Source organism: Streptomyces sp. NBC_00258 (assembly GCF_036182465.1).
GTDB lineage: Bacteria > Actinomycetota > Actinomycetes > Streptomycetales > Streptomycetaceae > Streptomyces.
Genome location: NZ_CP108081.1, coordinates 9,733,356 through 9,759,753 on the forward strand (window position 1 = coordinate 9,733,356; position 26,398 = coordinate 9,759,753).

The following is a 26,398-nucleotide window of genomic DNA, read 5'->3' on the forward strand; positions in this document are numbered from 1 at the left end:
TCTGTGCACCGTGACTTCGCCTGCATCGACGGACAGCGTTCCGCCCCAGCTCAGCGCGGGGCCGCGCCCCGCACCGGGCCCGGCCGCCGACGAGGGGCTGGCGCGGCGGCTGCGCGCGCTCGCCTGCACCGCGCCGCTGCACGACTTGGACGTACGCAAGGCGAACCTCGCGGGTGAGTACTCGGTGTACGGGATGGCGGAGGTGGCCCTCGCCGCCATCGACCTCGTCACGCTGAACATGGACTTCGACACGGGCGCCGACCACGACCAGATAGTGGCCAGGCTCATCCCGCGCATCGCCGCCCAGGCCCCGCGCCGGCCCGTCGCCGAGCATGAGCGCGTCGCACGCTGGGTCCTGGAGAACCTCATCAACGTCGGCAGCGTCGACCGCGGCTTCCGGGCCGTATACGGCACCTTCGCGCCCGACGGTTCGTACGTGCGCCGGGACTACGACTTCAAGCTCATCGAGGAGGTGCCCGGCTACGGAGGGAGCGTGTATCTCCGTACGACGGACGAGGCGGTCAACGTCCTCGTGGGCGCCCTCGACACCGACGTCACCAGTGCGCAGATCGCCGCCGAGGTCAAGCTGGAGGTGCTGATCAGCCGCGGCCGGCTCGCGGACGCGCAGCTCGCCGCCGAGCAGGCCCGCTACCGGACCGTCCAGTACTCGGAGACGCTCCGCAGAGCGCTGGACGCGACCCGGCGCAACGTACGGGCGGTGGACTGGCTGCAGGCCGTGCCCGACATGATCGCCGAGGCGCTCGACCATGTCGCCGACCGCTATCGGCACGAGAACGCGATCCTCACGAACATCCGCAAGGCGCGGGACGAGTCGGAGGACGCCGAGCAGAAGCGGCGGGCCGCCGAACTCGTCGACATCGTCAAGGACTGCATCCGGCGGCACACACAGCTGCAGTCCCGGCTTCTGGAGGCCGGGCCGCTGTTCCGTGCCGAGCAGGACCGACAGGCCTTCGCGACGCCCATGACGACGTCGGGGATCGATCTGTACGGGCATCTCGTCGCGCCCGTGCTGCCGTTGCCCGTGGAGCAGGCGCTGCGGGTGACCGACGCGTTCTTCGCCCGTGGGACGGGGCTCCGGACGCCCGCGTCCGTTCGGGTCGGGGATCTCGTCGATCTTCTGCTGACGCCGCCGATAGAGCGCGAGCACCTCGGGGCCGAGATGCCCGAGCCGGATCTGATCGCCACGCCGGACGACAGCCGGTTCAGCGAGGAGCAGCTCGCCGCCGCCATGGAGCTGCTCGACCTGCCGGCCGACGCGCCGCGCCGGCTGTCCGGGCTGCTGGCCGACGCGCGGCGCCGGGATCCCGAACTGCCCTATCTGCTCGCCCTGCTGGCCGTGCACGCGGCCAGTCCGCCGGTCGGCACGGCGTATCGGCAGGGTGAGGAGAAGCTGTTGTTCGCCGTGGACGACGGGACCGAGCTGGACGATCCGGAGTTCGGTGGGGCCGATCTGATCGTGGGGATGGCGCTGCTGGATGCGGTGGGGATGGCGGCGGATCGGAAGGATGCGGCGTGAGCGGTTCGCTGGGTTTGCCGGGTGACTTCGGGTTGTCTGTTGGCTGCCGGCCGTCCGTGGCTGGTCGCGCAGTTCCCCGCGCCCCTGTGGGGGCGCTTGTCCTCAGCCCCGTATTCAAGTTCAGGGAGTTGCAGTAGCCGTGACCGAGCAAGTCGAGTGGAGTGAGCCGGAGGCTGCCGCCGCGCCGGTGAGCAGCGCGGTCACTCCCGCCGACGCCGCCGATGCCGCTCGGCTCGTGGCCTTCGGGTTGCAGCCGAAGTTGCAGCCCGCGCGGGATCAGGAGTATGCCGAGCTGTTGCGGAGGTACCGGGAGGATCCGCCCTTCGCGCGGCTGGCCGATGCCGTGGCGACCGGGCTCGGGCTCGTGGTGCTCGAGGTGTCCCCGCGGGCGGGGATGGCGGTGACCGCGGCCGAGGACTCGGTGTTCGCCGTGAGGATGGGCGACTACGCGCGGCGCGCGTCGGCCGACTCGGGGGACCGGTTCCTGCACGGGCTCGCGCATCTCGCCGTCGCCGCCATGGCGTTCCCGCGCCCGGAGGACCTCGCCGACGACGGGTACATCGGGCGCGTGTCGGTCAACGGTGTCGACGCCTTTGTGCGGCAGGCCTGTCGGCGGTTGGAGGAGCGGGCCGACGAACAGGGGGAGAACACCGACCCGGCGACCGACGCACCGGGCCTTGAGGCCGCCTGGCGGATCTGGGCGCGGCGCAGCTCCACCGGGGCCACCAAGGACGCCCGAAGACTCGCCGGTTCGACCACCGGCATCATCGGCAAGGCCGTCGCGTTCCTCACCGACTCGGGGTTCCTGCAGCGCACCGGGGACGACGGCGGGGGGACGTACCGCACGACCGCCCGCTACCAGCTCCAGGTACGGGACATGGCGGGCAGTGCCGCGATGGCCGAGCTGCTGGAGCTCGGCATCGTGCCGGTCACCGACGGCACCGCCAGCCTGCTGCCCGCCGAGGACACCGAGGATCTGGAGCTGGCCGCCGATGCCGGACTGCCGTTCCACTCATGAACCGGCGGCAGGCCCGTTGACCGGGACCCGTCGGCCCCGGTCCACCGCCTGACCCTCCGACCGACCGCCCCAACTCCCTTTACGACTACGAGAGTCCGCCGCCATGTACGAGCTGTCCAGGGTCCGCCTCTACTCCATCGGGCCTGCCGGTGCGCGCTACGCCGACACCGTGCTGGACCTGCGGGGTGTCGGCGAGCCCGTGCCCGACCCCGCGCCGACGCAGGCGGAGTTCTTCGAGGAGGAGCCCGTCGGGCCGCCGCGCCGCCCCGCGCCCGCCGGTGTGCTCTTCCTGGAGAACGGCGGCGGCAAGTCCGTACTGCTCAAGCTGATCTTCTCCGTGATGCTGCCCGGTCACCGGAACACACTGGGCGGCGCCAGCTCCGGCGTGCTGCGGAAGTTCCTGCTCGCGGACGACTGCGGGCACGTGGCGCTGGAGTGGCAGCACACGCTGACCGGCGAGTGTGTCGTGGTCGGCAAGGTCAGCGAGTGGCGGGGGCGCCAGGTCTCCAACGATCCGCGGAAGTTCGCGGAGGCCTGGTACTCGTTCCGGCCCGGGCCCGGGCTGAGCCTGGACAACCTGCCGGTCGCCGAGGCCACTTCCGTGCGGCCGTCCGTCGAGGGTGCCTCGGGCGCGCAGGGGCGCCGGCGCACCATGAAGGGCTTCCGGGACGCGCTCACCGAGGCGGGCAAGGCGTACCCGCATCTCGAAGTGCACTGGGAGGAGATCCACGACCGTTGGATCGAACACCTCGGCGACCTGGGCCTCGACCCCGAACTCTTCCGCTACCAGCGTGAGATGAACGCCGACGAGGGCGAGGCCGCCGGTCTCTTCGCCGTCAAGAAGGACTCCGACTTCACCGACCTGCTGCTGCGGGCGGTCACCGACACCCGGGACACCGACGGGCTCGCCGACCTGGTCGGCGGGTTCGGCAACAAGCTGGGTCGGCGGGCCGAGCTGATCGCCGAGCGCGAGTTCACCGCCGGATCCGTGGACCTGCTCGGGCGGATCGTCGAGGCGACCGGCACGCGTTCGCGCGCACGGGACGTCCACGCGGGCGCCGAGCGGCGTACGAGGACGCTGGCGCGAAGGCTCTCCGCGCGCGCCGGGCAGGAGCGGGGCCGCACCGGCGACCTCGCCCAGCAGGTCACCGCCGCCGCCCACCGGGTCACCGAGGCCGACAGCTCCCGGGAGCGCAGCGCGCTGATCTCGGCCCAACTCGCATACCGGCATGCCTCATTGGCCCTCGCCGGGGCCGAGAAGGGCGCGGCAGCGCAGAAGCGGGAGCTCGCCGACGCACGCACGCTGCACTCCGCGTGGCAGGCCGCCGAACTGGTGCTGCGGCACCGCGCCTCCGCCGACCGCTCCGCGCGGGTGGCCGTCGCCATCCGCGAGGCCGAGCGGGACGCCGCGCCGGCGCTCGCCGCGCGGGCCAAGGCCGCCGCCGATCTCGTACGGGCCCTGCACGCCGCGGCCGAGGGGGCCGAGACGGTAGCCAACGAGGAGGAGGAGCGGTCCGCCGCGCTCCAGGAGGTCGGCGAGGCCGCCTACCGGGACTCGACGTCCGCCGCCACCGAGGCACAGCGCGCCCGCAGCGAGATCGGCCATCTGCGTCAGCGCCTCAGCGAGGTCGAGCAGGAGACCGCCGAGGCGGTGCGCGCCGGGTGGCTCGACGACACCGCCCCCGACGCCGACCCGGCCCGTGCCGCGCTCGCCGCCAGTGATGCCGAGAAGACCGCCGTCGCCGCCTGGGACACCGCGCGCGAGGCGTCCAGCCGTACCACGGAGCACTCCCGCGAGGCGGCGTCCGCCGAGTCCCGCGCCGAGCTCACGGCGGCCCGCGCGGCCGACGCCGCGACGGCCGCCGAGCGCGCCTACGACGCCGAGCGGGGGACCGCCCGGGCGCTGGCGGGGGAGGAGCGGCTGGCCGAACTGCTGAGCCTGCCGGGTGCCTCCGGCGGTTCGGGAGGCTCCGGGCGCGGCGGGCTGCCGCAGCCGCGACAGGGCGCGGGCACGGATTCCACCGAGGGCGCCGTGCGTGGAAACGGCGGCGCGCGAGCGGACGGAGCCGACCATGGGAACACGTCGGGCCGTGCTTCCGGGACGAGCCCTGGCACCGACGTAGCGGGCACCCGTCGCGGGCGGGGCGGCCCGGACACCGAAGCCCACTCCGACGAAGCGCCCCTCTCTGCCGAGGAGTTGGACCACTACGCCGACGAGCTCCGGGAGCTCCTCGACGACGGGGTCGCCTCCGCCGAGCGGCAGCTCTTCGAGTTGCGGACCGCCGCGGCCGACGACGCGCGGATCCTCGGCGCGCTCGGCGACGGCGGGCTGCTGCCGCCAGGACCCGACGTGCTGGCCACCGTGGAGTACCTGGGCGAGCACGGCATCCCCGCCCTCCCCGGCTGGCGCTACCTCGCGCAGGCCGTCGACCCTGTCGACCACGCACGCGTGCTGGCCGCGCGGCCCGAGCTGGTCGACGGCGTGATCATCACGGACCCGGACACCCACGCACGGGCCCGCGAAGCGCTCGCCGACGCCGCGCTGCTCCCGCGCTCCGCCGTCGCCGTGGGCACGGCCGCCGCGCTGCTCGCCCCGACCCCGGCTCCCGACGCGGGCGACGGGGATGTCTTCCTCGTACCGCCGAACCCGGCCATGCACGACGAGCACGCCGCCGACGAGGAGCGGCAGACGCTGCGTACGCGCGCGGCCGAACGGGACGAGGAGATCCGGGAGCTGGCGGCCCGGCTCGCCAAGGACCGGGAGCTGGCCGCCCGGCTCGCCTCCTGGCGGACCGGCTGTCCGGCGGGGCGGCTCGCCGAGCTCGCCACGGCGGCCCACGACGCGCGCACGTTCGCCGAGGAGTCCGAGGCGGAGCTGTCCGAGGCTCGTACGGTCCGGGCCGAGGCCGACGAGGCGGCGGCCGAGGCGGCCCTCGTACGGGACGAGCGGCAGGAGGCCGCGCAGCGGGCCCGGCGCGCCGCCGACGCACTCGCCGGACTCGCCTTCCGGCTGCGCGAGCGCGCCGGCTGGCAGGTCAAGCTGCGCGAACTCGCCGACGACGCGGCCGAGTCGGAGGCCCGCGCCCAGTCCTGCCTCGAGCGTGCCCGCGCCGCCGACGAGGACCGGCGCGGTGCCCAGCGCGCCGCCGACGACGCCCGCCGCACGGCCCGCGCCCTGCGCGGCGAGCGCGCGGAGATCGCGGGCGCCCCCGACGACGTACCGGAGGCCGACCCGGCCGCCGCGAAGTCGTCGCTGCCCGCTCTGCGCGAGGCCTATCGCGCCGCCTCACAGCTCTACGAGCAGGTCGGCGTCGGCGCCGACCTGCGGGCCGAGCAGTCCCGGGCCGAGAGCGACGAGAGCGCGGCGCTCGCGGAGCTGGAGCGGCTGAGCAACAAGGTGCGTACACGTGCAGCGCAGCTCCTGGAGTCCACCGACGGCTCCGACGGGCCCTCCCGGCAGGCCGCCGCGGCCCGCGCCGAGGAGCTGGTGCAGCTTCTGGAAACGCGAATGTCGACCGCGAGCGAGCAGCTCGGACGGCTGCGGGGCGAGGCCGAGCGGCACGCGCCCGAGGACGGCGAGGCGCACACCGAGCTGCCCGAGGACCTGGTCCCTCGCGACGCCGAGCACGCACAGAGCCTGCTGCGCACCGCCACCGGTGAACTCGCCTCCCGCACCGAGGCGTTGAGCCAGGCGCGCGCGGCCCACGCCGAGCTGCTCGACGCCCACCGCGCCGCCGAGGACGCGGCGGGCGGTTTCGATGAGACGGCCGCCCTGCTCCGGGACCTCCTCAGGGAGCACTCGGACGAGGAGCAGGAGGAGTCCGAGCCTTACCCGGGCACCCTAGAAGAGGCCCGGCACTCCGCCGCCGAGTCCCGCCGTTCCCTGCGCGGCTGCGCGGCCGACCTCTCCGCCGCGGAGACCTCGGTGCGCGAGGCGAGCGACGTACTTGTCCGGCATGCCAACTCGACACGCTACGAGCAGGTGCGCACGCCCGCGCGCCAGCAGATCCGTGAGCTGCCGGCGTCCTCCCTGCCCGAGCACGCACAGAAGTGGGCGGACGCCTTCGCGCCCCGACTGCGGGTCCTCACCGACGAGTTGGAGCAGCTGGAGCGCAACCGCGACTCGATCGTCGACCGGCTGCGCGGGCTCGTGGAGTCCGCGCTCGCCACACTCAGGTCGGCCCAGCGGCTGTCCCGTCTCCCCGAAGGCCTCGGGGAGTGGTCGGGGCAGGAGTTCCTGCGCATCCGCTTCGAGGAGCCCGACCAGGCCACGCTCGCCGAGCGGCTCGGCGAGGTCGTCGACGAGGCGACCCGCGCGGCCGTCAAGAAGAACTCCGACATGCGCCGCGACGGAATGTCCCTGCTGCTCAGAGGGGTCAGCGCGGCCCTTCAGCCCAAGGGCGTCGCCGTCGAGATCCTCAAGCCCGACGCCGTACTGCGCGCCGAGCGGGTACCCGTCGGGCAGATGGGCGACGTGTTCTCCGGCGGCCAGCTGCTCACCGCCGCGATCGCGCTCTACTGCACGATGGCGGCCCTGCGCTCGAACGACCGGGGCCGCAGCGACAAGCACCGGCATGCCGGCACGCTCTTCCTGGACAACCCGATCGGCCGCGCCAACGCGACGTATCTGCTGGAGCTCCAGCGGGCCGTGTCGGACGCCCTCGGTGTCCAACTCCTCTACACCACGGGCCTGTTCGACACGACCGCGCTCGCGGAGTTCCCCCTGGTCATCCGCCTCCGCAACGACGCGGACCTCCGAGCCGGCCTCAAGTACATCAGCGTGGAGGAACACCTCCGGCCGGGCCTCCCGCGTGAGGCTCCGGCCGGGGAGGCGGTACACACGGAGATCACGGCGACGCGCATGTACAAGCGTCCGGCGCCGAGTGTTCCGTAAGGACGGCAGTGGGGAACTGCGGGCCCGCCGTGGCTGGTCGCGCAGTTCCCCGCGCCCCTAAAGGGGCCCGCCCTACGCGTCCTCCTTCAAAAGATCAGCACACTTCTCGCCGATCATCATCGTCGTGATGCACGGATTGACGGCCACAAGATCCGGCATCACGGACCCGTCAGCGACCCGCAACCCTTCAACGCCCTTCACCCGAAGCCGAGCATCCAGAGGCGCCGAGGCGTCGGAATCCGCACCCATCTTCACCGTGCAGGACGGGTGATAGACGGTGTTGTGCGTCTTGTGGATGTAGTCGAGCAGCTCGTCGTCCGTCCGGACATCCGGCCCGGGGGCCAGCTCGGCCCCGGCCCACACGCTCAGCGCGGGCTGCTCCGCGATACGACGGGCCAGCTTCAGCCCGAACGTCATCACGCGCGCGTCGTGCTCGTGCGTGAAGTACCGCGGATCGACCTTGGGCTTGTCCCGGAAGTCGCGCGTCCGCAGCCGCACCGTGCCGCGCGACTTCGCGCTCGTCACGTTCGGCGTGAGACAGAACGCGTTCTCGGAGGTCGGATATCCCCAGCGCGCGGTGTTCATGTCGAACGGCACCGAGCCGTAGTGGAACATCAGGTCCGGCCGGTCCAGGCCCGGTTCGGTGTCGTAGAAGATGCCCGCCTCCCACCACTGGCTCGAGGTGGTCGTCATGGGCTGCTTGGCGTCCCACATGATGACGCCCTCGGGGTGGTCCTGAAGGTTCTCGCCCACGCCGGCCGAGTCCACCACCACCTCGACACCTACCTCGCGCAGATGCTCGGCGGGCCCGATGCCCGACAGCATCAGCAGTTTCGCGCTGTCGATCGAGCCGCACGACACGATCACCTCGCGCCTGGCCCGTACCGTCCGCGTGTGGATCAGGTCCGGGTCCAGGTACTCGGCGCCCACGCAGCGCCGCCCGTCGAGCACGAGTTTCTTGGCCCGCACCCCGGTCCGTACGTCCAGGTTCGGACGCTTGCCGAGGATCGGGTGCAGGTAGGCGACCGACGAGGACTGGCGGATGTTGTTCTCGTCGGAGTTGATCTGGAACCAGTTGGCCCCGCGCACGACCGTCTTTCCGGTGTTGAACGGGGTGGTCGGAATGCCCGCCTGGGCGCAGGCCTCCAACAGGGCGGCGCCACAAGGGTCGTCGCTCTTCAGCTGGCGCAGCTTCACCGGGCCGGTGCGGCCGTGGTGCTCGCCGGGAGCGTCGTTGTTCTCCAGCCGCTGGTAGAGCGGGAAGAGTTCGGCTGCGCTCCAGCCCGTGCAGCCCGCGGCCGCCCAGCCGTCCAGGTCCTCGGCCGGTGCCCAGAAGGCGATACAGGAGTTGTGCGAGGAGCAGCCGCCTAGCACCCGGGCGCGGGCGTGCCGCATGAAGCTGTTGCCGCTGGCCTGCGGCTCGACCGGGTAGTCCCAGTCGTAGCCGGACTCAAGGAGCCCCATCCAGCGCTCCAGCTTCATGACGTCGTCGTCGCCGACGTCGCTGGGCCCCGCCTCCAGGACGCACACCGTGACGGACGGGTCCTCGGAGAGCCGGGCCGCGACCACATTGCCCGCGGTGCCGCCGCCGACCACGACGTAGTCGAACTCGTCTTCGTTCATGGGGAGTTGACCTCCTTGAGTCCTTGCGACGTTCTGCCTTCGGATCGGGCGCTCAGTCGGCCGTCGGGGTGGCCGCGGGAGAGGCGGGCGGAAGAGGTGTGTCGGGGGACTTGTACTGATGCTCGGCGAGCACTCCGGTGCGGTGCCGCTGCACGAACCAGTAGTAGGCGAAGCCGCCGCCCATCACGATGCCGACGAACAGGACGGCACCCCAGCGCAGATACCAGTGGTACGGGGCGGCAGCGTTGTAGACCGCGGCGCGCGGCCAGATCAGGTTGATCATCATGGCAGTGCCCCACACCACGGCGACGATGTTGACGGGCAGTCCCCAGCGGCCGAGCGAGAACTTGCCGTCTCCCGCGGGCTGCCACTGGCCGCGCAGCCTGGCCACCAGCATGGGCCCGGTGACCAGCAGATACGCGAGGTAGATCAGGATGATGCCGATACTGGTGACCACCGTGAAGATCTGCGGCTGGCGGATGTTGACCACCAGGATCGCCAGCGCCAGGATGCCGATGATCACCGCGGGCAGGATCGGGGTCTGGAAGCGCGGATGGACCTTGGCCAGCTTGGCGGAGGCGGGCAGGTTGTTGTCGCGGGACATCGCGAAGGCCAGCCGGATCGCTGCCGTGTGCACGGCCAGGGCGCACACGGTGACCGCGATGAACACGCACCACAGCATGGCCTTGCCCGCGTCCTCGCCGAGCACGTTGAGGACGACGTACTGCAGGCCGTCCGTGGACAGCTTGTCGCCCTTCAGGCTGGACACGCTCATCAGCGCGAGCAGCAGGATGAGCCCGCCGAGGACGAACGAGGCGACGATGGCACGGATGATGGCGCGCGGCGCGTTGCGCGACGGGTCGAGGGACTCCTCGCCGAGCGAGGCGGCCGTGTCGAACCCGTACATCACGTACGCGGACGCCAGCGAGGCGATCAGGAACGCGCCGAGGTAGCCGCCGGGCTGGCCCGCTCCCGTGCCGTTCGTCTCCAGCACGACGCCCGGTCCACGGGTGATGTGCACGGCGAACAGCACGATCAGTACGACGGTCGCGATCAGCTCGATGAAGACGCCGGCCGTGTTGATCCTGGCCATCAGCTTCACACCGAGGGCGTTCACCAGGGTGGTGAAGAGAATGAGTACGGAGGCCAGCAGCACGGCGTTGGTGGCCACGTCGTACTTGCCGGTGCCGTCGCCCACGAACTGGAACGCGGAGGAGATCTGGGGAAGCGTCAACTGATACGCAAGGGCCACGGCCGCGATCGACACGATCGAGGCGATCAGCATCGTCCAGCCCGCCAGCCAGCCTATGTGCGGGTTGCCCACCTTCTTGGACCAGTTGTAGACGGAGCCGGCCACCGGATAGCGGGCGGCGAGTTCGGCGAAGCAGAGCGCGACCATGAACTGGCCGACGAAGACCATGGGCCAGGACCACCAGTAGGCGGGCCCGCCGCTGCCGTAACCGAAGTAGAAGAGCTGGAAGGTGCCGGTGAGGATGGAGATGTAGCTGATGCCGGCGGCGAAGGTGTGGAAATTGCCGAGCGTGCGCTTCAGCTCGGGCTTGTAGCCGAACTCGTTGAGTTCCGAGTCGTCGTTGCTGTGTTTCTCAGGTGGTTGAGCGGTGGTGGTCATGAGGCGCCTCCTGGGAAGGGGGAGTTCTCCCGGGCGGGAGGGGGAGTGCGGCTCGTGCGGGGCCGTTGTGTGCGGGTGTTCGATCTCAGGGTGAGGAAAGCTGGATCTTACGGCGAGAACGGCCGGTTCTGACCATGGGGAACGTCGTTTTCTTGCGGTTTCCTGCGATGGGTCACGAGAACCAGCCCTGGGGTCTCGGGTTCGTCGTGCGCCAGATGTGCTTGGTCTCGCGGTACTCGGCGAGACCGGCAGGACCGAGCTCCCGCCCGAACCCGGACTGCTTGTAACCGCCCCACTCGGCCTGTGGGACGTACGGGTGGAAGTCGTTGATCCAGATGGTGCCGATCCGCAGCGCGGACGCGACCCGCTGGGCCTTGGCCTCGTCGGAGGTGAAGATCCCGCCGGCGAGACCGTAGATCGTGTCGTTGGCCAGCCGCACCGCCTCCGCCTCGTCTGCGAACCGCTCCACGGTCAGTACGGGCCCGAAGGACTCCTCCTGGACGACCGACATCCGGCCGGAGCACTCGTCGAGCACGGTCGGCGGGTAGTAGAAGCCGTCCGGGTGCGGAGGCTCGGTCGGGCGTTCCCCGCCGCAGCGCAGCACAGCGCCTTCCTCCAGGCCCTTGGCGACGTACGCCTCGACCTTCTCCCGGTGGGCCGCCGAGATCAGCGGGCCGGTCTGTGCCTGCTCGTCGAACGGTCCGCCCAGCCTGATCAGCCGGGCCCTGCGGACGACCTCGTCGACGAACCGGTCGTGCAGCGAGTCCTCGACCAGGAGCCGTGCCCCGGCCGAGCAGACCTGCCCGGAATGCAGGAAGACGGCCGTCAACGCCATGTCGACGGCCGTCTCGAAGTCGGCGTCGGCGAAGACGATGTTCGGGTTCTTGCCGCCCAGTTCGAGGGCGACCTTCTTCACCGTCCCGGCCGCCGCGGCCATGAGTCTGCGGCCGGTCTGCAGACCGCCGGTGAAGGACACGAGGTCCACGTCCGGATGGTCGCCCAGCGGAGCGCCTGCCTCCGGACCGGCGCCGAGGACCAGGTTCGCCACACCCGCGGGCACCCCGGCCTCCTCCAGGAGGCGCATCAGATGGATCGCGGTGTGCGGGGTCAGCTCGCTCGGTTTGAGGACGAAGGTGTTGCCCGCGGCGAGCGCCGGGGCGACCTTCCACGCAGTCTGGAGCAACGGATAGTTCCAGGGAGTGATCAGCGCGCAGACACCGACCGGTTCGTACACGACCCGGCTGTCGACGCCCTCCGTGCCCGTCTCCACGACCCGGCCGGACTCGCTCGCGACGAGCCGGCCGAAGTAGCGGAAGCAGTTCTCGATGTCGTCGATGTCGTACTCGCTCTCCACCAGGCGTTTGCCGGTGTCGAGGGACTCCGCGCGGGCGAGTACGTCCTTGTCGCGGGCGAGCAGGTCGGCGACCCGCAGCAGCAGGTCGCCGCGCTCGTTCGCGGGTGTCCGGGGCCAGGGGCCGTCGTCGAAGGCGCGGCGCGCGGCCGCGATCGCGTCGGCCGTGTCCTGGGGTCCGGCCTCGTCGACCACGGCGACGAGTGAACCGTCGGCCGGACAGCGGATCTCGCGGGTGCCCTTCTCCCGCGCGCTCGTCCATGTGCCGCCGATATAGAGGTCAGCCATCCATGCCTCCCAGCATGCCAATGAGCCACTCGTGGAAAATCCCGATGTGGTGCTCGGTGGGCACCAGCACCCCGCCCCTCCGGTAGGCGCGGGACGCCATCGCGGGCTGCGTACGCTCGCAGGCCTCGAAGTCCTGGGCGTTGACCCGGTGGAAGAGTTCCACGGACTTCGAGACGTCGGCGCCCGACTCGACGACCTCGGGTGCGTAGAGCCAGTCGCACTCCACGATCGTCCGGTCCTCGGCGAGGGGGAACATGCGGTGCAGGATGACATGGTCGGGGACGAGATTGATGAACACGGTGGGTTTGACCGTTATCGCATAGTAACGACGGTCCTGATCCTCCGCGACCTCGGGAAGTCTCCCGAATCCCTCGCTGCCGTCGACGGTGAAGCCCTTGACCTCCTCGCCGAACTCGGCGCCGTGTCCCACGTAGTACTGGGCGGCGTAGCCGTCGGCGAACTCCGGGAGGACGTCGGTCAGCTCGGGGTGGATCGTCGCGCAGTGATAGCACTCCATGAAGTTCTCGACGATCAGTTTCCAGTTCGCCTTCACGTCATAGGTGATGCGTTTTCCGAGGGCGAGGTTCTCCGTGCCGTAGTGGTCGATGGCCGCCACGTTCCCGAGCCGCTCCACGGCCGCGTCCATCACCGTCTCCTCGAAGGACGGGGGCTCGTCGGCCAGGCACACCCAGGCATAGCCGAGCCACTCCCGCAGCGCGACCTTGACCAGGCCGTACTCCGTTCGGTCGACGTCCGGCATCTTCACGAGGTTCGGCGCCGCGATCAGCTTGCCGTCGAGGTCGTACGTCCATGCGTGGTACGGGCACTGGAGATTGCGCCGGACCTCGCCGGCCTCCTCCAGACAGAGGCGGGCCCCGCGGTGGCGGCAGACGTTCAGGAAGGCGCGCAGCTCACCGGTGCGGGACCTGGTGATCAGGACGCTTTCGCGGCCGACCTGGACCGTACGGAACGCGCCCGGTTTGGCGAGGTCAGCGCCGCGGACCGCGCAGAACCACATCGACTCGAAGAGCCGTTCCTGCTCCTGTCGGAAGATCTCCGGATCGGTGTAGTAGTGCCCCGGAAGGGTGGCGATCAGGCTGGGCGGCAGCTGACCGGGGGCGGAGACGGGGGCGGGGGAGACGGGGGTCGTCGTCACGTGCGTGCTCCTCAGGCGGGCGCGGCGGCGAGGCGGTGGGGGTCGAACAGGCCGATCGGGTGAGCGGTGGTGCCCGTGAGGGCCAGGTCGGCGAGGATCTCGCCGACGACCGGCACGAACTTGAAGCCGTGCCCGGAGAACCCGCAGGCCACGGTCACGGACTCCGGATGCGCGGGATGCCGGGCGATGACGAAGTGCTCGTCCGGGGTGCTGGAGTACATGCAGGTGGCGGCCTTCAGGAAGGTGCCGGGCAGGTCCGGGACGGGGCGGGACATGTGGTCGGCCATCGCCCGGATCTCGTCCTCGTGGACCGTGCGGTCGATGTTCTCGGGGGTGCACTCGACGCCCTTGCGGAAGAAGGCGACCTTGGCGCCCAGCTCCGGTCCGTCGATGGACGGGAAGCCGTAGACCTGGACGTCGTCCGCGTCCTCCCAGATGTAGATCGGATGGTTCTCGGGCAGGAAGGGCCGGACCCCGCCCTTCGGCTGGAACCAGTACATGACCTGCCGCTCGATGCTGAACGGCACCCCGAGGTCGGTGAGCAGCTGCGGCGCCCAGGCGCCCGGGCAGATCACCAGCTGGCTCGCGGTGTACGTGTTCTCGGCCGTGTGGACGCGTACCCCGTCCCTGTACGGCTCCCAGCGGGTCATCGGCTCGTCGAAGTGCAGGTCGGCGCCCTGCCGGGTGGCGAGCTGGAGATGGGCCGCGACCATGTTCTCGGGGCGGACCAGGCCGGCCTTCTTCTCGTAGAGCGCGACCTCGTCGTCCTTCGGGTCGAGCGTCGGGAAGCGGCGGCGGATCTCGGCCGCGTCCAGCATCTCGTGGGGCAGGTCCCACTGCGTGGCCGAGCGCAGCGAACCCGAGACGGTCAGCGAATCGGGGGGCCCGATCATCACACCGCCGCACAGTGTCGCGATGTCCCGGCCGGTGGCCCGCTCCACGTCCTCGTACAGCTCGTAGGCGCGCAGCAGCAGCGGTACGTACGCCGGGTCCTCGAAGTAGGACTGCCGGGTGATCCGCGAACCACCGTGACTGGAACCGCGGTTGTGCACCGGCCCGAACTTCTCCAGCCCGAGCACCCGCGCACCCCGCGAGGACAGATGGTGGGCGGCGGCACTGCCCATCCCGCCGAGACCGATGACGATCACGTCGTAGGTAGGGGACACAGGGCACCTCCAGAGCTTGTGATCAACGCCGTATGCGGGTCATCTTCGGATCGAAGAGCGGTTCGTCGGCAACGGTCGCGGGCACCTTCTCGCCGAAGTACTCGACATGCACACTCGCCCCGGCGGGCAGTACGGGCAGCCAGGCGTACGCGACACACCGGCCGAGCGAGTACCCGTACGACGCGCTGGTGACGTAGCCCGCGGGGGAGCCGTCCACGTACACCGGTTCCTTGCCGAGGACCACGGACGCCGGGTCGTCGAGGAGGAGTGGCGTGAGCCGGCGCCGGGGCTCGCCCCGGGCCTCCAGGGCCCCCATCCCCGTGAAGTCCCCCTTGTCCAGGCGGACGGCGAAGCCGACACCCGCCTCGTACGGGTCGTGCTCGTCGGTCATGTCGACGCCCCACGCGCGGTAGCCCTTCTCCAGCCGCAGGCTGTTGAAGGCGGAGCGCCCGGCCGCGATCACGCCGTGCTCCCGGCCCGCCTCCCAGAGGGCGTCCCAGAGGCGGAGCCCCAGGTCGGCGGAGGTGTAGAGCTCCCAGCCAAGCTCGCCGACGTAGCTCAGGCGCATCGCGGTGACCGGGACGTGGCCGAGATACGTCTCCTTCGCGCGGAAGTAGCCGAAGCCCTCGTGCGAGAAGTCGTCGCGGGTCAGCGGCTGGACGAGGTCGCGGGCGAGCGGACCCCAGACGCCGATGCAGCAGGTGCCGGAGGTGATGTCCCGGACGTGTACGCCCTCCGGGGCGTGCCTGGTCAGCCAGTCCAGGTCCGCCGGGGAGTTGGCGCCCACCTGGAAGCGGTCGGGCCCGAGCCGCGCGACGGTCAGGTCGGAGCGGATGCCGCCCGTCTCGTCCAGGAGCAGGGTGTACGTGACCGCGCCGGGCTTCTTGCGGAGGTTGTTGCTGGTCATGCCGTGCAGGAAGTCGAGGGCACCGGGGCCGGTGACCTCAAGGCGGCGCAGGGGAGTCATGTCGTAGAGAGCGACCTTCTCGCGGGTCGCCCTCGCCTCGGCCGCCGCGATCGGCGACCAGTAGCGGGCCGACCAGGCGTCGCGCTCGGGGAGCGGGCCGAGGGCGTCGACGAGGGGGGCGTTCGCCTCGTACCAGTGCGGGCGCTCCCAGCCACCGCCCTCCAGGAAGTACGCGCCCAGCTCCTGCTGGCGGGCGTGGAAGGGGCTGACCCGCAGCGGACGCGGCTGCTCCATCGGCTGGAGCGGATGCAGCACGTCGTACACCTCGACGAACTGCTGCGAGCCCCTGTCCCTGATGTACGAGGGGGAGCGCTGGGCGTCCTCGAAACGGGTGAGGTCGCACTCGTGGGCGTCGGTCTCCGGGCGGCCGTCGACCATCCACTCGGCCACCGCCTTGGCGACTCCCGCCGAGTGCGTGACCCACACGGCCTCCGCCAGCCAGAAACCGCGCAGCGCACGGGACTCGCCGAGCACCGGCATGCCGTCGGGCGTGAAGGAGAAGACGCCGTTGAAGCCCTCCTCGATCTCCGTCTCCCGCAGCGCCGGTATCAGCCGGCGGCAGTCGTCCCAGCTCGGCGCCCAGTCCTCCTCGGTGAAGGGGAACGAGGACGGCATCTCCATGTCGTTCGCGCGCGCCTCGTCGTAGTCGAGGACCGCGAACGGGTCGACGGGGAGCGGCTTGTGCGCGTAGCTGCCGATGCCGATGCGGTCGGTGTGCTCGCGGAAGTAGAGGTCGCGGTCCTGGAAACGGAGGATGGGCTTCGAGGCCTCTTCGGTGGCTTCGCCCAGTTCGGGAAGGGGCCTGGTCCTCGCGTACTGGTGGGCGAGCGGTTGCAGGGGTACGTCGATGCCGGCCATGCGGCCGATGACCGGGCCCCAGAAACCGGCCGCCGAGACCACGTGGTCGGCGGGGAAGGTGCCCCGGTCGGTGACGACCGCGGTGACCTTGCCGGCTTCCTGCTCGATCCCGGTGACCGTGTGCCGGTCCAGGAAACGGGCGCCACGGCTTTCGGCCCGGGTCAGCTGGGCGCGGGCCGCGAGCAGCGCGCGGGCCAGGCCGTCGTCGGGTGTGTGGAAGCCGCCGAGGACCATCGACTCGTCGATGAGCGGCCACAGTTCCTTGCAACGGGCCGCGCTCACGATCTCGCCGCGGATGCCCCAGGAAGCGGCGTACCCGGCCCGGCGGTGCAGCTCCGCCAGCCGCTCGGGAGTCGTCGCGAGCTCAAGGCCGCCGACCGGGTTGAAGCAGGAGACCCCGTCCACCTCAAGGGAGTTGAACTTCTCGACCGTGTACCGGGCGAACTCGGTGAGGGTCTTCGACGGGTTCGTCTGGAAGACCAGGCCCGGCGCGTGCGAGGTGGAGCCGCCGGGAGCGGGCAGCGGTCCCTGTTCGAGGACGGTGACGTCGGTCCAGCCGCGGGCGGTGAGCTCGTCGGCGAGGGAGCAGCCGACGATGCCGGCGCCCACGATGACCACGCGGGGGTTCGTTTCGGGCGTGCTGGACATGCCCCTCCTTGTCGTGGTGGGGGTTGTCGTGGCGGGGGTGAACGCGCTCAGGGAGCGGGGACGTTGGGGCGTTCGGCGGCGATCGTGGTGTCCTCGCCGTGTCCGGTGTGGACGTCCGTGTCGCCGGGCAGCGTGAGCAGCCGGTTGCGGATGGAGGCCTCGATGGTCGGTCGGTCGGAGTAGGAGCGGCCGGTGGCGCCGGGACCGCCGTGGAAGAGGGTGTCCCCGGTGAAGACCGCGTCGAGGAACGTGGCGTACAGGGAGCAGCTGCCCCAGGTGTGACCGGGGTTGTGGATCACCTGGAGCTCGATCCCGGCGACGCCGATCCGCTGTCCGTCGAAGAGCTCGCCGTCCGGCTTGCGGTCGGGGTGCGTGGCGGCCCACAGCTCGTGGTCGGCGGGGTGCAGGAGCACCGGCGCACCGGTGAGCCCGGCCAGCTCGGCCGCCGCGTCGACGTGGTCGTCGTGCGCGTGGGTGCACACGACGGCGACCACCTGGCGGCCCGCTACGGCCCGGTGGATCGTACGGGCGTCATGGGCGGCGTCGACGATCAGTACCTCCTCATCGTCGCCGACCAGCCAGACGTTGTTGTCGACGTCGAAGGTCTCGCCGTCGAGGCTGAACGTGCCTGAGGTGACCACACGCTCGATCCGTACGGTCCCCCGGGCGCTCACAGGACCACCACCGAGCGCAGCACCTCGCCGCGGTGCATCTTGGCGAAGGCCTCCTCGACCTGGTCGAGCGCGATGGTCTCCGTGACGAAGGCGTTGAGGTCGAGGAGGCCGTACAGGTACTGGTCGATGAGGAACGGGAAGTCGCGGCTCGGCAGGCAGTCGCCGTACCAGGAGGACTTGATCGCGCCGCCGCGGGAGAAGACGTCGATCAGTGGGAGTTCGATCTTCATGTCGGGGGAGGGGACGCCGACCTGGACCAGCAGGCCGGCGTGGTCGCGCATGTAGAAGGCCTGTTTGAAGGTCTCGGGGCGGCCCACCGCGTCGATGGCGATGTCCACGCCGAAACCGTCGGTGAGTGCGCGTACGGCCTCGACCGGGTCGGTGCCCCGGGAGTTGACCGTGTGGGTGGCGCCGAACCTCTCCGCCTGGTCGAGCTTCTTGTCGTCGATGTCGACGGCGATGACCTTCATGGCGCCGTTGAGGCAGGCACCCGCGATGGCCGCGTTGCCGACGCCGCCGCAGCCGATGACGGCGACCGTGTCACCGCGGCCGACGTTGCCGGTGTTCACGGCCGCTCCGTAGCCGGCCATCACGCCGCAGCCGATCAGGCCCGCGGCCTCGGGCCGGGCCGCCGGGTCGATCTTCACCGCCTGTCCGGCCGCGACCAGGGTCTTCTCGGCGAAGGCACCGATACCGAGGGCGTTGCTGAGCGGGGTGCCGTCCAGGAGTGTCATCGGCTGGGTGGCGTTGCGCGAGTCGAAGCAGTACCAGGGACGGCCCCGGCGACAGGAGCGACAGGAACCGCAGGGGGCCCGCCAGGCGAGCACCACGTAGTCGCCGGGGGCCAGGTCGGTGACGCCCTCGCCGACCGTCTCGATCGTGCCGGCCGCCTCATGGCCCAGCAGGAACGGGAAGTCGTCGTTGATCGCGCCCTCCCGATAGTGCAGATCCGTGTGGCAGACCCCGCAGGCCTGCACGGAGACGAGCACCTCGCCCGGACCCGGGTCGGGAACGACGATCGTCTGCACCTCGACGGGTGCGCCCTTCTTCACAGCGACTACGGCACGGACCTCGTGTGGCACGACCCAGCTCCTCTGCTGTTGCGCAATGCACTATGGGTTGCGCGATGAGGAACATAGTGAGAACGCCGCCAAGGGGCCGTCAAGGGGTGCGGGTTAATCCTTGGCAAAAGGAACGGGCGGCACGAAATCTGTCCGACACACAGAAGCGCGGGGCCAGGTGTTCCTGGCCCCGCGCTTCGTGCCGTGTCCCTGCGGCGTCCGGTCTCCGGCTCCGGTACGCGTCCGGCCCCGCTTCCGTCAGAAGCCGTATCCCATCCGGCGCGACAGGTCGGCGGCGGCTGCCGCCGTGCGCTTGGCGAGTTCGGGCAGACGGTCCGAATCCAGCCGGTACACCGGGCCCGAGACGCTGATCGCGCCGATCACCTTCCCGTCGTGGGCGCGTACCGGGGCGGCGGTCGCGGCCAGCCCCAGCTCCAGCTCCTCCAGGGCGAACGCGTACCCCTGTTCCACCACGGCCTCCAGCTCGCCGCGCAGCGCGGCCGTACCGGTGATCGTGCGCTCGGTGAATCGCGGGAGCGGCCTGGCCAGCAGCCCTTCCCTCAGGGTCGGCGGCAGATGCCCCAGCAGCACCTTTCCGCTGGACGTGGCGTGCAGCGGGGTGCGTCTGCCCAGCCAGTTCTGCGCGGTGACGGACGCGGCGCCACGGGCCTGCATGATGTTGACCGCCGCGTTGTCGTCCAGGACCGCGATGTTGACGGTCTCGCCCACCTCGTCCGCGAGCTCGCGGCACACGGGCACGCCCTCCTGGGAGATGTCCAGACGCACTGCCGCCGCCCCCGCCAGGCGTAGTACGCCGGCGCCCAGGTAGTACTTCCCGCGGTCCTTGGCCTGGGCGACCAATCCCCTGTTCTCCAGCACTCCGAGGAGTCGGAAGGCGGTGGACTTGTGCACCTCCAGCTCGTCGGCGATCTCGGTGACACCCGCCTCGCCGAGCCGGGCGAGGATCTCCAGCACGCTCACGGCGCGGTCCACGGACTGGACGGCGCTCCCCGCGCCCCTGCTCTGCTTCCCGGGTGTCTCCTCTGTGCGGTCAGCCTGCTTCTGCGTGCGGGTCATAACTCAACTCTCACCACCTGGCGGCCCGGATTGAGCCGCATCTGCCGGAAGCCCTTGACGTGACGGGCATCCCGCGCGGATTCTGTTGCGTATAGCGCTCCCTCGTGCGCCATACGAAACATCATGTTACCGAAGAGTCCGTGACCGGGAAGGTCTCGGACCAGACCGGACCTGAGAGGTCCCGGACCGTGGTCCTGGACCGAGAGGGGGGCCCGTGATTCCCGTCTGCCGCCTTGATGACCTCCCCGCGGGCGAATCCGTCCGCATCGACACCGCACCGCCCATCGCCGTGTTCAACGCCGATGGCGAGCTGTACGCCATCGATGACACCTGCACCCACCAGGATGCGTCCCTCTCCGAGGGATGGCTGGAGGGTTGTCTGGTCGAATGCCCGCTCCACGCCGCGTCATTCGATCTCCGCACCGGCCGGCCGACGTGCCTTCCCGCACGTCGGGCCGTCCGCACCCACCGCGTCACCGTCGACGACGGCATCGTCCACGTCCACGTGGCGGCCGAGGAAGAGGAGGGCACGGCGGCATGAGGACCGTGACCGTCGTCGGGGCCTCGCTGTCCGGGCTGTACGCGGCCCGGGAACTGCGTGCCCAGGGGTTCGACGGGCGGCTGGTGGTCGTCGGGGACGAACCGCACCGCCCCTACGACCGCCCCCCGTTGTCCAAGGACTTCCTCACCGGCCGGTCGGGCGAGGACCAACTCGCCCTCTCCGACGCCGAGGAGACCACCGAGCTGGACGCCGAGTGGCTGCTCGGCGTCCGCGCCCGCGGCCTGGACGCGCGCGGCCGGACCGTCCTGCTGGGCGACGGCCGCACCGTCTCCACCGACGGAGTGATCATCGCCACCGGAGCCTCGGCCCGCGGTCTCCCCGGCTGCGAACTCGCCGGAGTCCACACCCTGCGCACCCTCGACGACGCGCGTGCGCTGCGTGCCGAACTCGCCGCGGGCACCCGCCGTGTCGTCGTCATCGGCGGCGGCTTCATCGGCGCCGAGACGGCCTCCTCCTGTGCGGGACTCGGTCACGACGTCACCGTCGTCGAGGCCGCGCCGCTGCCGCTGGTGCCCCAACTGGGCCCGGAGATGGCCGCGGTGTGCGCCGGGCTGCACCGGCGCGGCGGTGTCGACCTGGTCACGGGCACCGGCGTCGCCGGGCTGCGCGGCACGGTCGCGGTGACCGGGGTGGAACTCGCCGACGGTCGCCTCCTTCCCGCCGACATCGTGATCGTCGGCATCGGAGCCATCCCCAACACCGACTGGCTGGCGGGCTCGACGCTCGCGCTGAACGACGGAGTGCTGTGCGACGACGGCTGCGTGACGGCTCTGCCCCAGGTGGTCGCCGTCGGTGACGTCGCCCGCGTCGGCGGAACCCGTGCCGAACACTGGACCAGCGCCACCGAGCAGCCCCGGGTCGCCGTACGCAACCTCCTCGCGGGGCACACGGCGGAGACCGTGCGCCCGCTGCCCTACTTCTGGTCCGACCAGTACGGAGCACGCATCCAGTTCGCCGGACGGCGGCTCGACACCGACACCGTCCGGATCGCGGAGGGCGGCATCAGTGACGGCACGCCCGACGAGGGAGGCTTTCTCGCCCTGTACGAGCGGGACGGCCGGACGACCGCGGTGCTCTCCGTGGACCGACCACGGCCGTTCATGCGAGCCCGGCGCGAACTCGGACGCGGGGTGACGGCGGAGGCGGCCGCCTCCTAGCGCCGCCATCCTCCAACGGGGGAGGGCTGCCGCCGTGTCCTGGCGGAGCAGGGGTGCGGCCGTGACCGCACCCCGAGGCAGCGCCCTGGAGCATTCGCCGAGGGGCGCTTGCCGAGGGGCATCGCCTGCCGGCCGAGGGGCGCTGCCTCCTAGGAGTGCGACAACTGGCCCGCGCCGCCGCCCTGTCGGCGTATCCGCTCCTTGGTCCGCTCCGACGACCGCTCCTGGCGGCGTGCCTTGCGCCGCTCGCGCCGGAGGGCACGGGCCGTGCTGCTGGGCACCGACACCACGCCGTTGCGCTGGTTCCACACCTGGCGCGTCACCCACACGTCCAGGGCGCCCCAGGTGGCCACCACCGTGCTCGCCACGCTGCTCAGCACCATGGGGAACGCGAGCCAGGAACCGGCCAGCGTGCACAGGAAGGCGACCATCGCCTGGATCAGCGTGACGGCGATGATGATGACGGCCCGCACCGCGGACGCCCGCACCGGATCGGGCAGCCTGCGCCTGGTCGCGGGCTCCTCGACCCACAACTGCCGGTAGTACTCCTGCTCTTCGGCCTCCGCCTCGGCTTCCATTGCGGCTTCCGCCTCAGCGTTCGCGACGGCTTGCGCCCCGGTCCCCGTCCCGGCCTTCGACTCCGCTTCCGCGACGGTTACCGTCCCGGTCTCCGGATCCGCTCCCGCCACGAACCGAGCCCCCCTGGCGGCCTTGGGGCCGGTTTCCGTCCCGGCCCCTGTCGGGGACTCCCTCTCGGCCGCCCTCACCGGGATGCCGGCCGGAATGTCGTGATCCGGTGCCTGTGGACCCCGTCGTGCCTCCGTGGCCTCCGCGACGCCCGTCCCGGCTGTCCCGTGCCGCTCCGCCGTGCCCATCAACTCGTCACTCCCCAACCGCCCGACAACCGCCTGCTCCGGAGTCACGAGAACCCCGTCTCCCCATTGGCTGCCCGGCTTGCGCTGTTTTACGCGGCCTGGGCGCGGCATGCGGCACCTGCTGCCGATTCCGCCTCCAACTTCCGTACAGACAGACGATCGACGTAACCCGAAGATTCCCGCCGACCGTAAAATTCCGGCCAACTGGCCCGCTATGCGGACCGGATGGCGCCCGGTGTCCCGTGTCGGATTCGGGGAGTCAATCTCCCGCAATGAACGGACAACTGCGGATGTCCTGTTACCGTCCCGGAACGAGTCGGTCCGGACAGGCCTTCGAGATACCTCCGTGTCGGTAGTAGGCTCACGCCGTTTGTTGACGCACATGTGTGCCCCCGGTCGCCGGGGGTCGAGCTGGGGGAGGCCATGCGCTTTCGCGGGAAGTCCATCCGCCGGAAGATCGTGGCGCTGTTGCTCGTGCCGCTGGTTTCCCTGACCGGGATCTGGGGCTTCGCCACGGTACTCACGGGGCGCGAGGTCAACCAGCTGTTCGACACGACGTTCATCGTCCAGGAGATCGGCTATCCGACCGAGGACGTCATCAGCGTCCTGCAGGACGAGCGCCGTCAGACGCTCGTCTACCTCGCCGACCCCCGGGCCTCCGAGGCACTCGCCGATCTGAGGCGCACCCGGACCGCCACCGACGAGGTCGTGTCGAAGATCCGTCGGAACGCCAAGGACGGCGACGTACGGGACGAGATGGGCGCGGAGACCACCGAGCGGCTCACCGCGCTCCTGGACGCCTTCGACGGCGTCGGTCCGCTGCGCCAGACCGTCGAGGACGGCACGGTCACCCGCGAACAGGCTCTCTACCTCTACAACCGCCTGGTGGACCCCTGTTACACCCTCCTGGCCAACCTCCAGGTCCTCGACAACGTGGACGTGGACAAGCAGGGCCGCGCCCTCGTCAACATGTCGCGCGCCCGTGAGCTGCTCGCCCGTGAGGACGCCCTCCTCGGCTCCGCCCTCGTCGTCGGCCGGGTGACCCGCGAGGAGGCCCGCGACGTCTCCGACCTGGTCGCCCAGCGCACGCTGATGTACGAGGTCGGCCTGCCGCTGCTGCCCACCGCCGAGCGCGCTCGCTACGACCGCTACTGGAAGAACGCCTCCACCGCACCGCTGCGCGTGGCCGAGCAGTCCGTCATCGCCTCCTCGCCCGGCGAGCCCCGCGGAGTCACCGCGAAGAGCTGGGACGGCGTCGCGGGTGATGTCCTCGACGGGCTCGACAAGCTCAACACCCAGGCGGGCGACCGCTTCCAGGACCGCGTGCGCCCCGTGGCGATCGGCGTCATCGTCAAGGCCGGCATCGCCGGGGTGCTGGGTCTGGCCGCGCTGCTGGTCTCGCTCATCATGTCCGTACGCATCGGCCGCAGCCTCGTCCGCGACCTGCGCCGGCTCCGCCAGGAGGCCCACGAGACCGCCGGCGTACGGCTGCCCAGCGTGATGCGCCGCCTCTCCGCGGGCGAACAGGTCGACGTGGAGACCGAGGTGCCGCGCCTGGAGTACGAGAAGAACGAGATCGGCGAGGTCAGCCAGGCCCTCAACATCCTCCAGCGGGCCGCCGTCGAGGCCGCCGTCAAACAGTCCGAGCTCCGCAGCGGCGTCTCCGAGGTCTTCGTGAACCTCGCCCGCCGCAGCCAGGTCCTGCTGCACAAGCAGCTCACCCTGCTCGACACCATGGAGCGCAAGACCGACGACACCGACGAACTCGCCGACCTGTTCCGCCTGGACCACCTGACGACCCGTATGCGCCGGCACGCCGAGGGCCTGGTGATCCTCTCCGGCGCCGCCCCGTCCCGGCAGTGGCGCAAACCCGTCCAGCTGATGGACGTCGTACGCGCCGCCGTCGCCGAGGTCGAGGACTACGAGCGGATCGAGGTGCGGCGGCTGCCGCGGATGGCCGTCACCGGGTCCGCGGTCGCCGACGTCACCCACCTCGTGGCCGAACTCCTGGAGAACGCCACGGTGTTCTCGCCCCCGCACACGGCCGTCCAGGTGCTCGGCGAGCGCGTCGCAAACGGCTTCACCCTGGAGATCCACGACCGTGGCCTCGGTATGGCCGCGGAGGCGCTCCTCGACGCCAACCTGCGGCTCGCCGAGACCCCCGAGTTCGAACTCTCGGACACCGACCGGCTCGGACTCTTCGTGGTCAGCCGGCTCGCCCAGCGGCAGAACGTCCGCGTCTCGCTGCAGCCGTCCCCGTACGGCGGCACCACCGCCGTGGTCTTCGTCCCGGACGCGCTCCTCTCGGACGACGTGCCCGACACGAACGGCATGGGCTTCCGGCTCGACCGGGCGCTCCCCACGAAGAAGGACGGCGAGGAGGGCCGTACGGCGGCCCTGTCCCAGGTGCCGGTCACGCTGCCCGGTCTGACCGCCTCGATGCTGGACGGACCCGTCGAACTGGAGTCGCCCGTCGACCTGGACGCCCTCGACGACTTCCCGGACGACCAGGACGGCGAACGCGGCGGCATCTTCCGCCCGCGCCGCTCCATCGCCGGGGTGCCCGGGGACCAGCAGCAGGTACGGCCGGATCCGCGCGAACCGGCGCACGCCGACGGCGACGCCGGCGATCCGTCCGGCGCGCCCGTGCAGCTCCCGCGCCGCCGGACCCCCAAGCTCGTCAGCTCCCACGGGCGTCCCGTGACCCAGACCAAGACGCGGCGCGACGAGGCGACGGACCGCACGGACGCCGACGAGGTGACGGAACTGCCCCAGGCGGCCCGGGAGTCGTCCGAGCGTCCCGGCGTGCTGGAGGAGCTGCCGAAGCGGTCGAGGGGTGCCAGGCGAGGACCGTCCCGCCGCGAATCCGGGGACGCCCTCGGCTCCCGCCGGGGCCCCGCGGACGACTGGCCCGGGGCCACCGGCTCGGCGGACGGCGCTGGGGAGCGTCGTCAGGCCCCCGGAGGCGGCGGTGAGCGTGGCGGCCCGGCGGACCCCGGCGAGGCGCTCACACGCGGACCTGAGGCCGTTGAAGGCCGCCGGGAGGCAGACGCCCCCGCCCTTCCCCAGCGCGCCTCGCGTCGCGGCGTCGAGTCCGGCGGCACCCAGCCCGGCACTCCGGCCGGAGGCGGCGGAACGCGTCCCGGCGCGGCTGCCGGGGGCGGCACCGGCGCGCTGCCCCGCCGTGTACGGCAGGCCAATCTGGCCCCTCAGCTCAAGGAGGGCCCCGACCGGCGGGCCGCGCACGACGCGGTCCGCGGAGCGGATCCCACGGAGCGCGACGCCGACGAAGTACGCAACCGTATGGCCTCGCTCCAGCGCGGCTGGCGACGCGGCCGTGAGGAGAACGCCGAGGGCGACGAGGCCCAGGACGGCACAGCACCAGGAACGACTAAGGGAGACGGTCGATGACCGCACCGAAGGCCGCCGGCCACACCACGACCAGCACGTCGACGGGGGAACTCAACTGGCTCCTCGACGACTTGGTGGCGCGTGTCGCCAGCATCCGCAAAGCACTCGTGCTCTCCGGGGACGGACTCCCCACGGGGGTCTCCACCGACCTGACGAGGGAGGACAGCGAACATCTGGCCGCCGTCGCCTCCGGGTTCCACAGCCTCGCCAAGGGCGTCGGGCGACACTTCGACGCGGGCAGTGTCCGCCAGACCATCGTCGAACTGGACGACGCCTTCCTGTTCGTCACGGCCGCGGGCGACGGCAGCTGCCTCGCGGTCCTCTCCGACTCCGACTCCGATGTCGGGCAGGTCGCGTACGAGATGACGCTGCTGGTCAAGAGGGTCGGCGCACATCTGGCCGCCGCTCCGCGCACCGAATTGCCCTCGGGCGGGTAGTGGGATGG

Annotated in this window: 17 protein-coding genes; 7 read left to right on the plus strand and 10 right to left on the minus strand. The window is 71.2% G+C overall.

Annotated elements, in window-relative coordinates; genetic code table 11:
- Positions 1-10 precede the first annotated feature (10 nt).
- The 3 genes from OG718_RS43365 to OG718_RS43375 all read left to right on the plus strand — a co-directional run bounded on the left by OG718_RS43365 (position 11) and on the right by OG718_RS43375 (position 7,449).
- Positions 11-1,537 (plus strand): hypothetical protein, encoded by a 1,527-nt coding sequence (locus OG718_RS43365; RefSeq protein ID WP_143635227.1) that lies wholly within the window; start codon positions 11-13, stop codon positions 1,535-1,537.
- A gap of 139 nt (positions 1,538-1,676) precedes the next feature.
- Complete coding sequence (locus tag OG718_RS43370; RefSeq protein WP_143635225.1) at positions 1,677-2,555, plus strand: hypothetical protein; 879 nt, start codon at positions 1,677-1,679, stop codon at positions 2,553-2,555.
- Between the two features lie 103 nt (positions 2,556-2,658).
- A complete protein-coding gene (locus OG718_RS43375; protein WP_328846724.1) occupies positions 2,659-7,449 on the plus strand; it encodes a hypothetical protein in 4,791 nt (1,596 codons plus the stop codon).
- Between the two features lie 72 nt (positions 7,450-7,521).
- Here OG718_RS43375 and OG718_RS43380 read toward each other — a convergent pair whose 3' ends face one another.
- The 9 genes from OG718_RS43380 to OG718_RS43420 form a co-directional block, all read right to left on the minus strand.
- Positions 7,522-9,072 carry a GMC family oxidoreductase gene (locus tag OG718_RS43380; RefSeq protein WP_328846725.1) on the minus strand — a complete coding sequence of 517 codons (1,551 nt, stop codon included), beginning with the start codon at positions 9,070-9,072 and terminating at the stop codon, positions 7,522-7,524.
- Positions 9,073-9,124: 52 nt separating this feature from the next.
- Complete coding sequence (locus tag OG718_RS43385) at positions 9,125-10,702, minus strand: APC family permease (RefSeq protein WP_143635219.1); 1,578 nt, start codon at positions 10,700-10,702, stop codon at positions 9,125-9,127.
- A gap of 172 nt (positions 10,703-10,874) precedes the next feature.
- On the minus strand, positions 10,875-12,341 hold the full coding sequence (locus tag OG718_RS43390; RefSeq protein ID WP_328846726.1) for an aldehyde dehydrogenase family protein: 1,467 nt from the start codon (positions 12,339-12,341) through the stop codon (positions 10,875-10,877).
- Positions 12,334-13,497 carry an aromatic ring-hydroxylating oxygenase subunit alpha gene (locus OG718_RS43395; RefSeq protein WP_143635215.1) on the minus strand — a complete coding sequence of 388 codons (1,164 nt, stop codon included), beginning with the start codon at positions 13,495-13,497 and terminating at the stop codon, positions 12,334-12,336. The genes OG718_RS43390 and OG718_RS43395 overlap by 8 nt, the downstream gene beginning before the upstream one ends.
- A gap of 11 nt (positions 13,498-13,508) precedes the next feature.
- Positions 13,509-14,663 carry an N-methyl-L-tryptophan oxidase gene (gene solA / locus OG718_RS43400; RefSeq protein ID WP_328846727.1) on the minus strand — a complete coding sequence of 385 codons (1,155 nt, stop codon included), beginning with the start codon at positions 14,661-14,663 and terminating at the stop codon, positions 13,509-13,511.
- A 22-nt stretch (positions 14,664-14,685) separates the two neighbouring features.
- The gene (locus OG718_RS43405) at positions 14,686-17,136 is read right to left on the minus strand and encodes a GcvT family protein (protein ID WP_328846728.1); all 2,451 of its coding nucleotides are present in this window, start codon (positions 17,134-17,136) and stop codon (positions 14,686-14,688) included.
- Between the two features lie 47 nt (positions 17,137-17,183).
- Entirely contained in the window at positions 17,184-17,810 is a 627-nt protein-coding gene (locus tag OG718_RS43410) for an MBL fold metallo-hydrolase (RefSeq protein WP_328846729.1), read from the minus strand.
- Complete coding sequence (locus tag OG718_RS43415) at positions 17,807-18,892, minus strand: S-(hydroxymethyl)mycothiol dehydrogenase (RefSeq protein ID WP_143635209.1); 1,086 nt, start codon at positions 18,890-18,892, stop codon at positions 17,807-17,809. The genes OG718_RS43410 and OG718_RS43415 overlap by 4 nt, the downstream gene beginning before the upstream one ends.
- A gap of 237 nt (positions 18,893-19,129) precedes the next feature.
- Positions 19,130-19,948, minus strand: a complete 819-nt coding sequence (locus OG718_RS43420; protein WP_143635207.1) for an IclR family transcriptional regulator — start codon at positions 19,946-19,948, stop codon at positions 19,130-19,132.
- A gap of 214 nt (positions 19,949-20,162) precedes the next feature.
- Here OG718_RS43420 and OG718_RS43425 point away from each other — a divergent pair, with 214 nt between their 5' ends.
- On the plus strand, positions 20,163-20,489 hold the full coding sequence (locus tag OG718_RS43425; protein ID WP_143635205.1) for a bifunctional 3-phenylpropionate/cinnamic acid dioxygenase ferredoxin subunit: 327 nt from the start codon (positions 20,163-20,165) through the stop codon (positions 20,487-20,489).
- A complete protein-coding gene (locus OG718_RS43430) occupies positions 20,486-21,667 on the plus strand; it encodes an NAD(P)/FAD-dependent oxidoreductase (protein ID WP_328846730.1) in 1,182 nt (393 codons plus the stop codon). Before OG718_RS43425 ends, OG718_RS43430 begins: the two co-directional genes overlap by 4 nt.
- 149 nt (positions 21,668-21,816) lie before the next feature.
- Here the strand turns inward: OG718_RS43430 and OG718_RS43435 are convergent, their stop codons facing one another.
- Positions 21,817-22,542 carry a hypothetical protein gene (locus OG718_RS43435; protein ID WP_328847930.1) on the minus strand — a complete coding sequence of 242 codons (726 nt, stop codon included), beginning with the start codon at positions 22,540-22,542 and terminating at the stop codon, positions 21,817-21,819.
- A gap of 423 nt (positions 22,543-22,965) precedes the next feature.
- Here OG718_RS43435 and OG718_RS43440 point away from each other — a divergent pair, with 423 nt between their 5' ends.
- Together OG718_RS43440 and OG718_RS43445 are read left to right on the plus strand one after the other, a co-directional pair.
- Entirely contained in the window at positions 22,966-25,953 is a 2,988-nt protein-coding gene (locus OG718_RS43440) for a sensor histidine kinase (RefSeq protein WP_328846731.1), read from the plus strand.
- Entirely contained in the window at positions 25,950-26,390 is a 441-nt protein-coding gene (locus OG718_RS43445) for a roadblock/LC7 domain-containing protein (protein ID WP_143635202.1), read from the plus strand. Before OG718_RS43440 ends, OG718_RS43445 begins: the two co-directional genes overlap by 4 nt.
- Positions 26,391-26,398 lie beyond the last annotated feature (8 nt).

Coding starts and splice junctions, on each gene's coding strand:
- OG718_RS43375 (WP_328846724.1), top strand. CDS start 2,659: ATGTACGAGCTGTCCAGGGTCCGCCTCTACTCCATCGGGCCTGCCGGT.
- OG718_RS43380 (WP_328846725.1), bottom strand. CDS start 9,072: ATGAACGAAGACGAGTTCGACTACGTCGTGGTCGGCGGCGGCACCGCG.
- OG718_RS43385 (WP_143635219.1), bottom strand. CDS start 10,702: ATGACCACCACCGCTCAACCACCTGAGAAACACAGCAACGACGACTCG.
- OG718_RS43390 (WP_328846726.1), bottom strand. CDS start 12,341: ATGGCTGACCTCTATATCGGCGGCACATGGACGAGCGCGCGGGAGAAG.
- OG718_RS43405 (WP_328846728.1), bottom strand. CDS start 17,136: ATGTCCAGCACGCCCGAAACGAACCCCCGCGTGGTCATCGTGGGCGCC.
- OG718_RS43420 (WP_143635207.1), bottom strand. CDS start 19,948: ATGACCCGCACGCAGAAGCAGGCTGACCGCACAGAGGAGACACCCGGG.
- OG718_RS43430 (WP_328846730.1), top strand. CDS start 20,486: ATGAGGACCGTGACCGTCGTCGGGGCCTCGCTGTCCGGGCTGTACGCG.
- OG718_RS43435 (WP_328847930.1), bottom strand. CDS start 22,542: ATGGGCACGGCGGAGCGGCACGGGACAGCCGGGACGGGCGTCGCGGAG.
- OG718_RS43440 (WP_328846731.1), top strand. CDS start 22,966: ATGCGCTTTCGCGGGAAGTCCATCCGCCGGAAGATCGTGGCGCTGTTG.
- OG718_RS43445 (WP_143635202.1), top strand. CDS start 25,950: ATGACCGCACCGAAGGCCGCCGGCCACACCACGACCAGCACGTCGACG.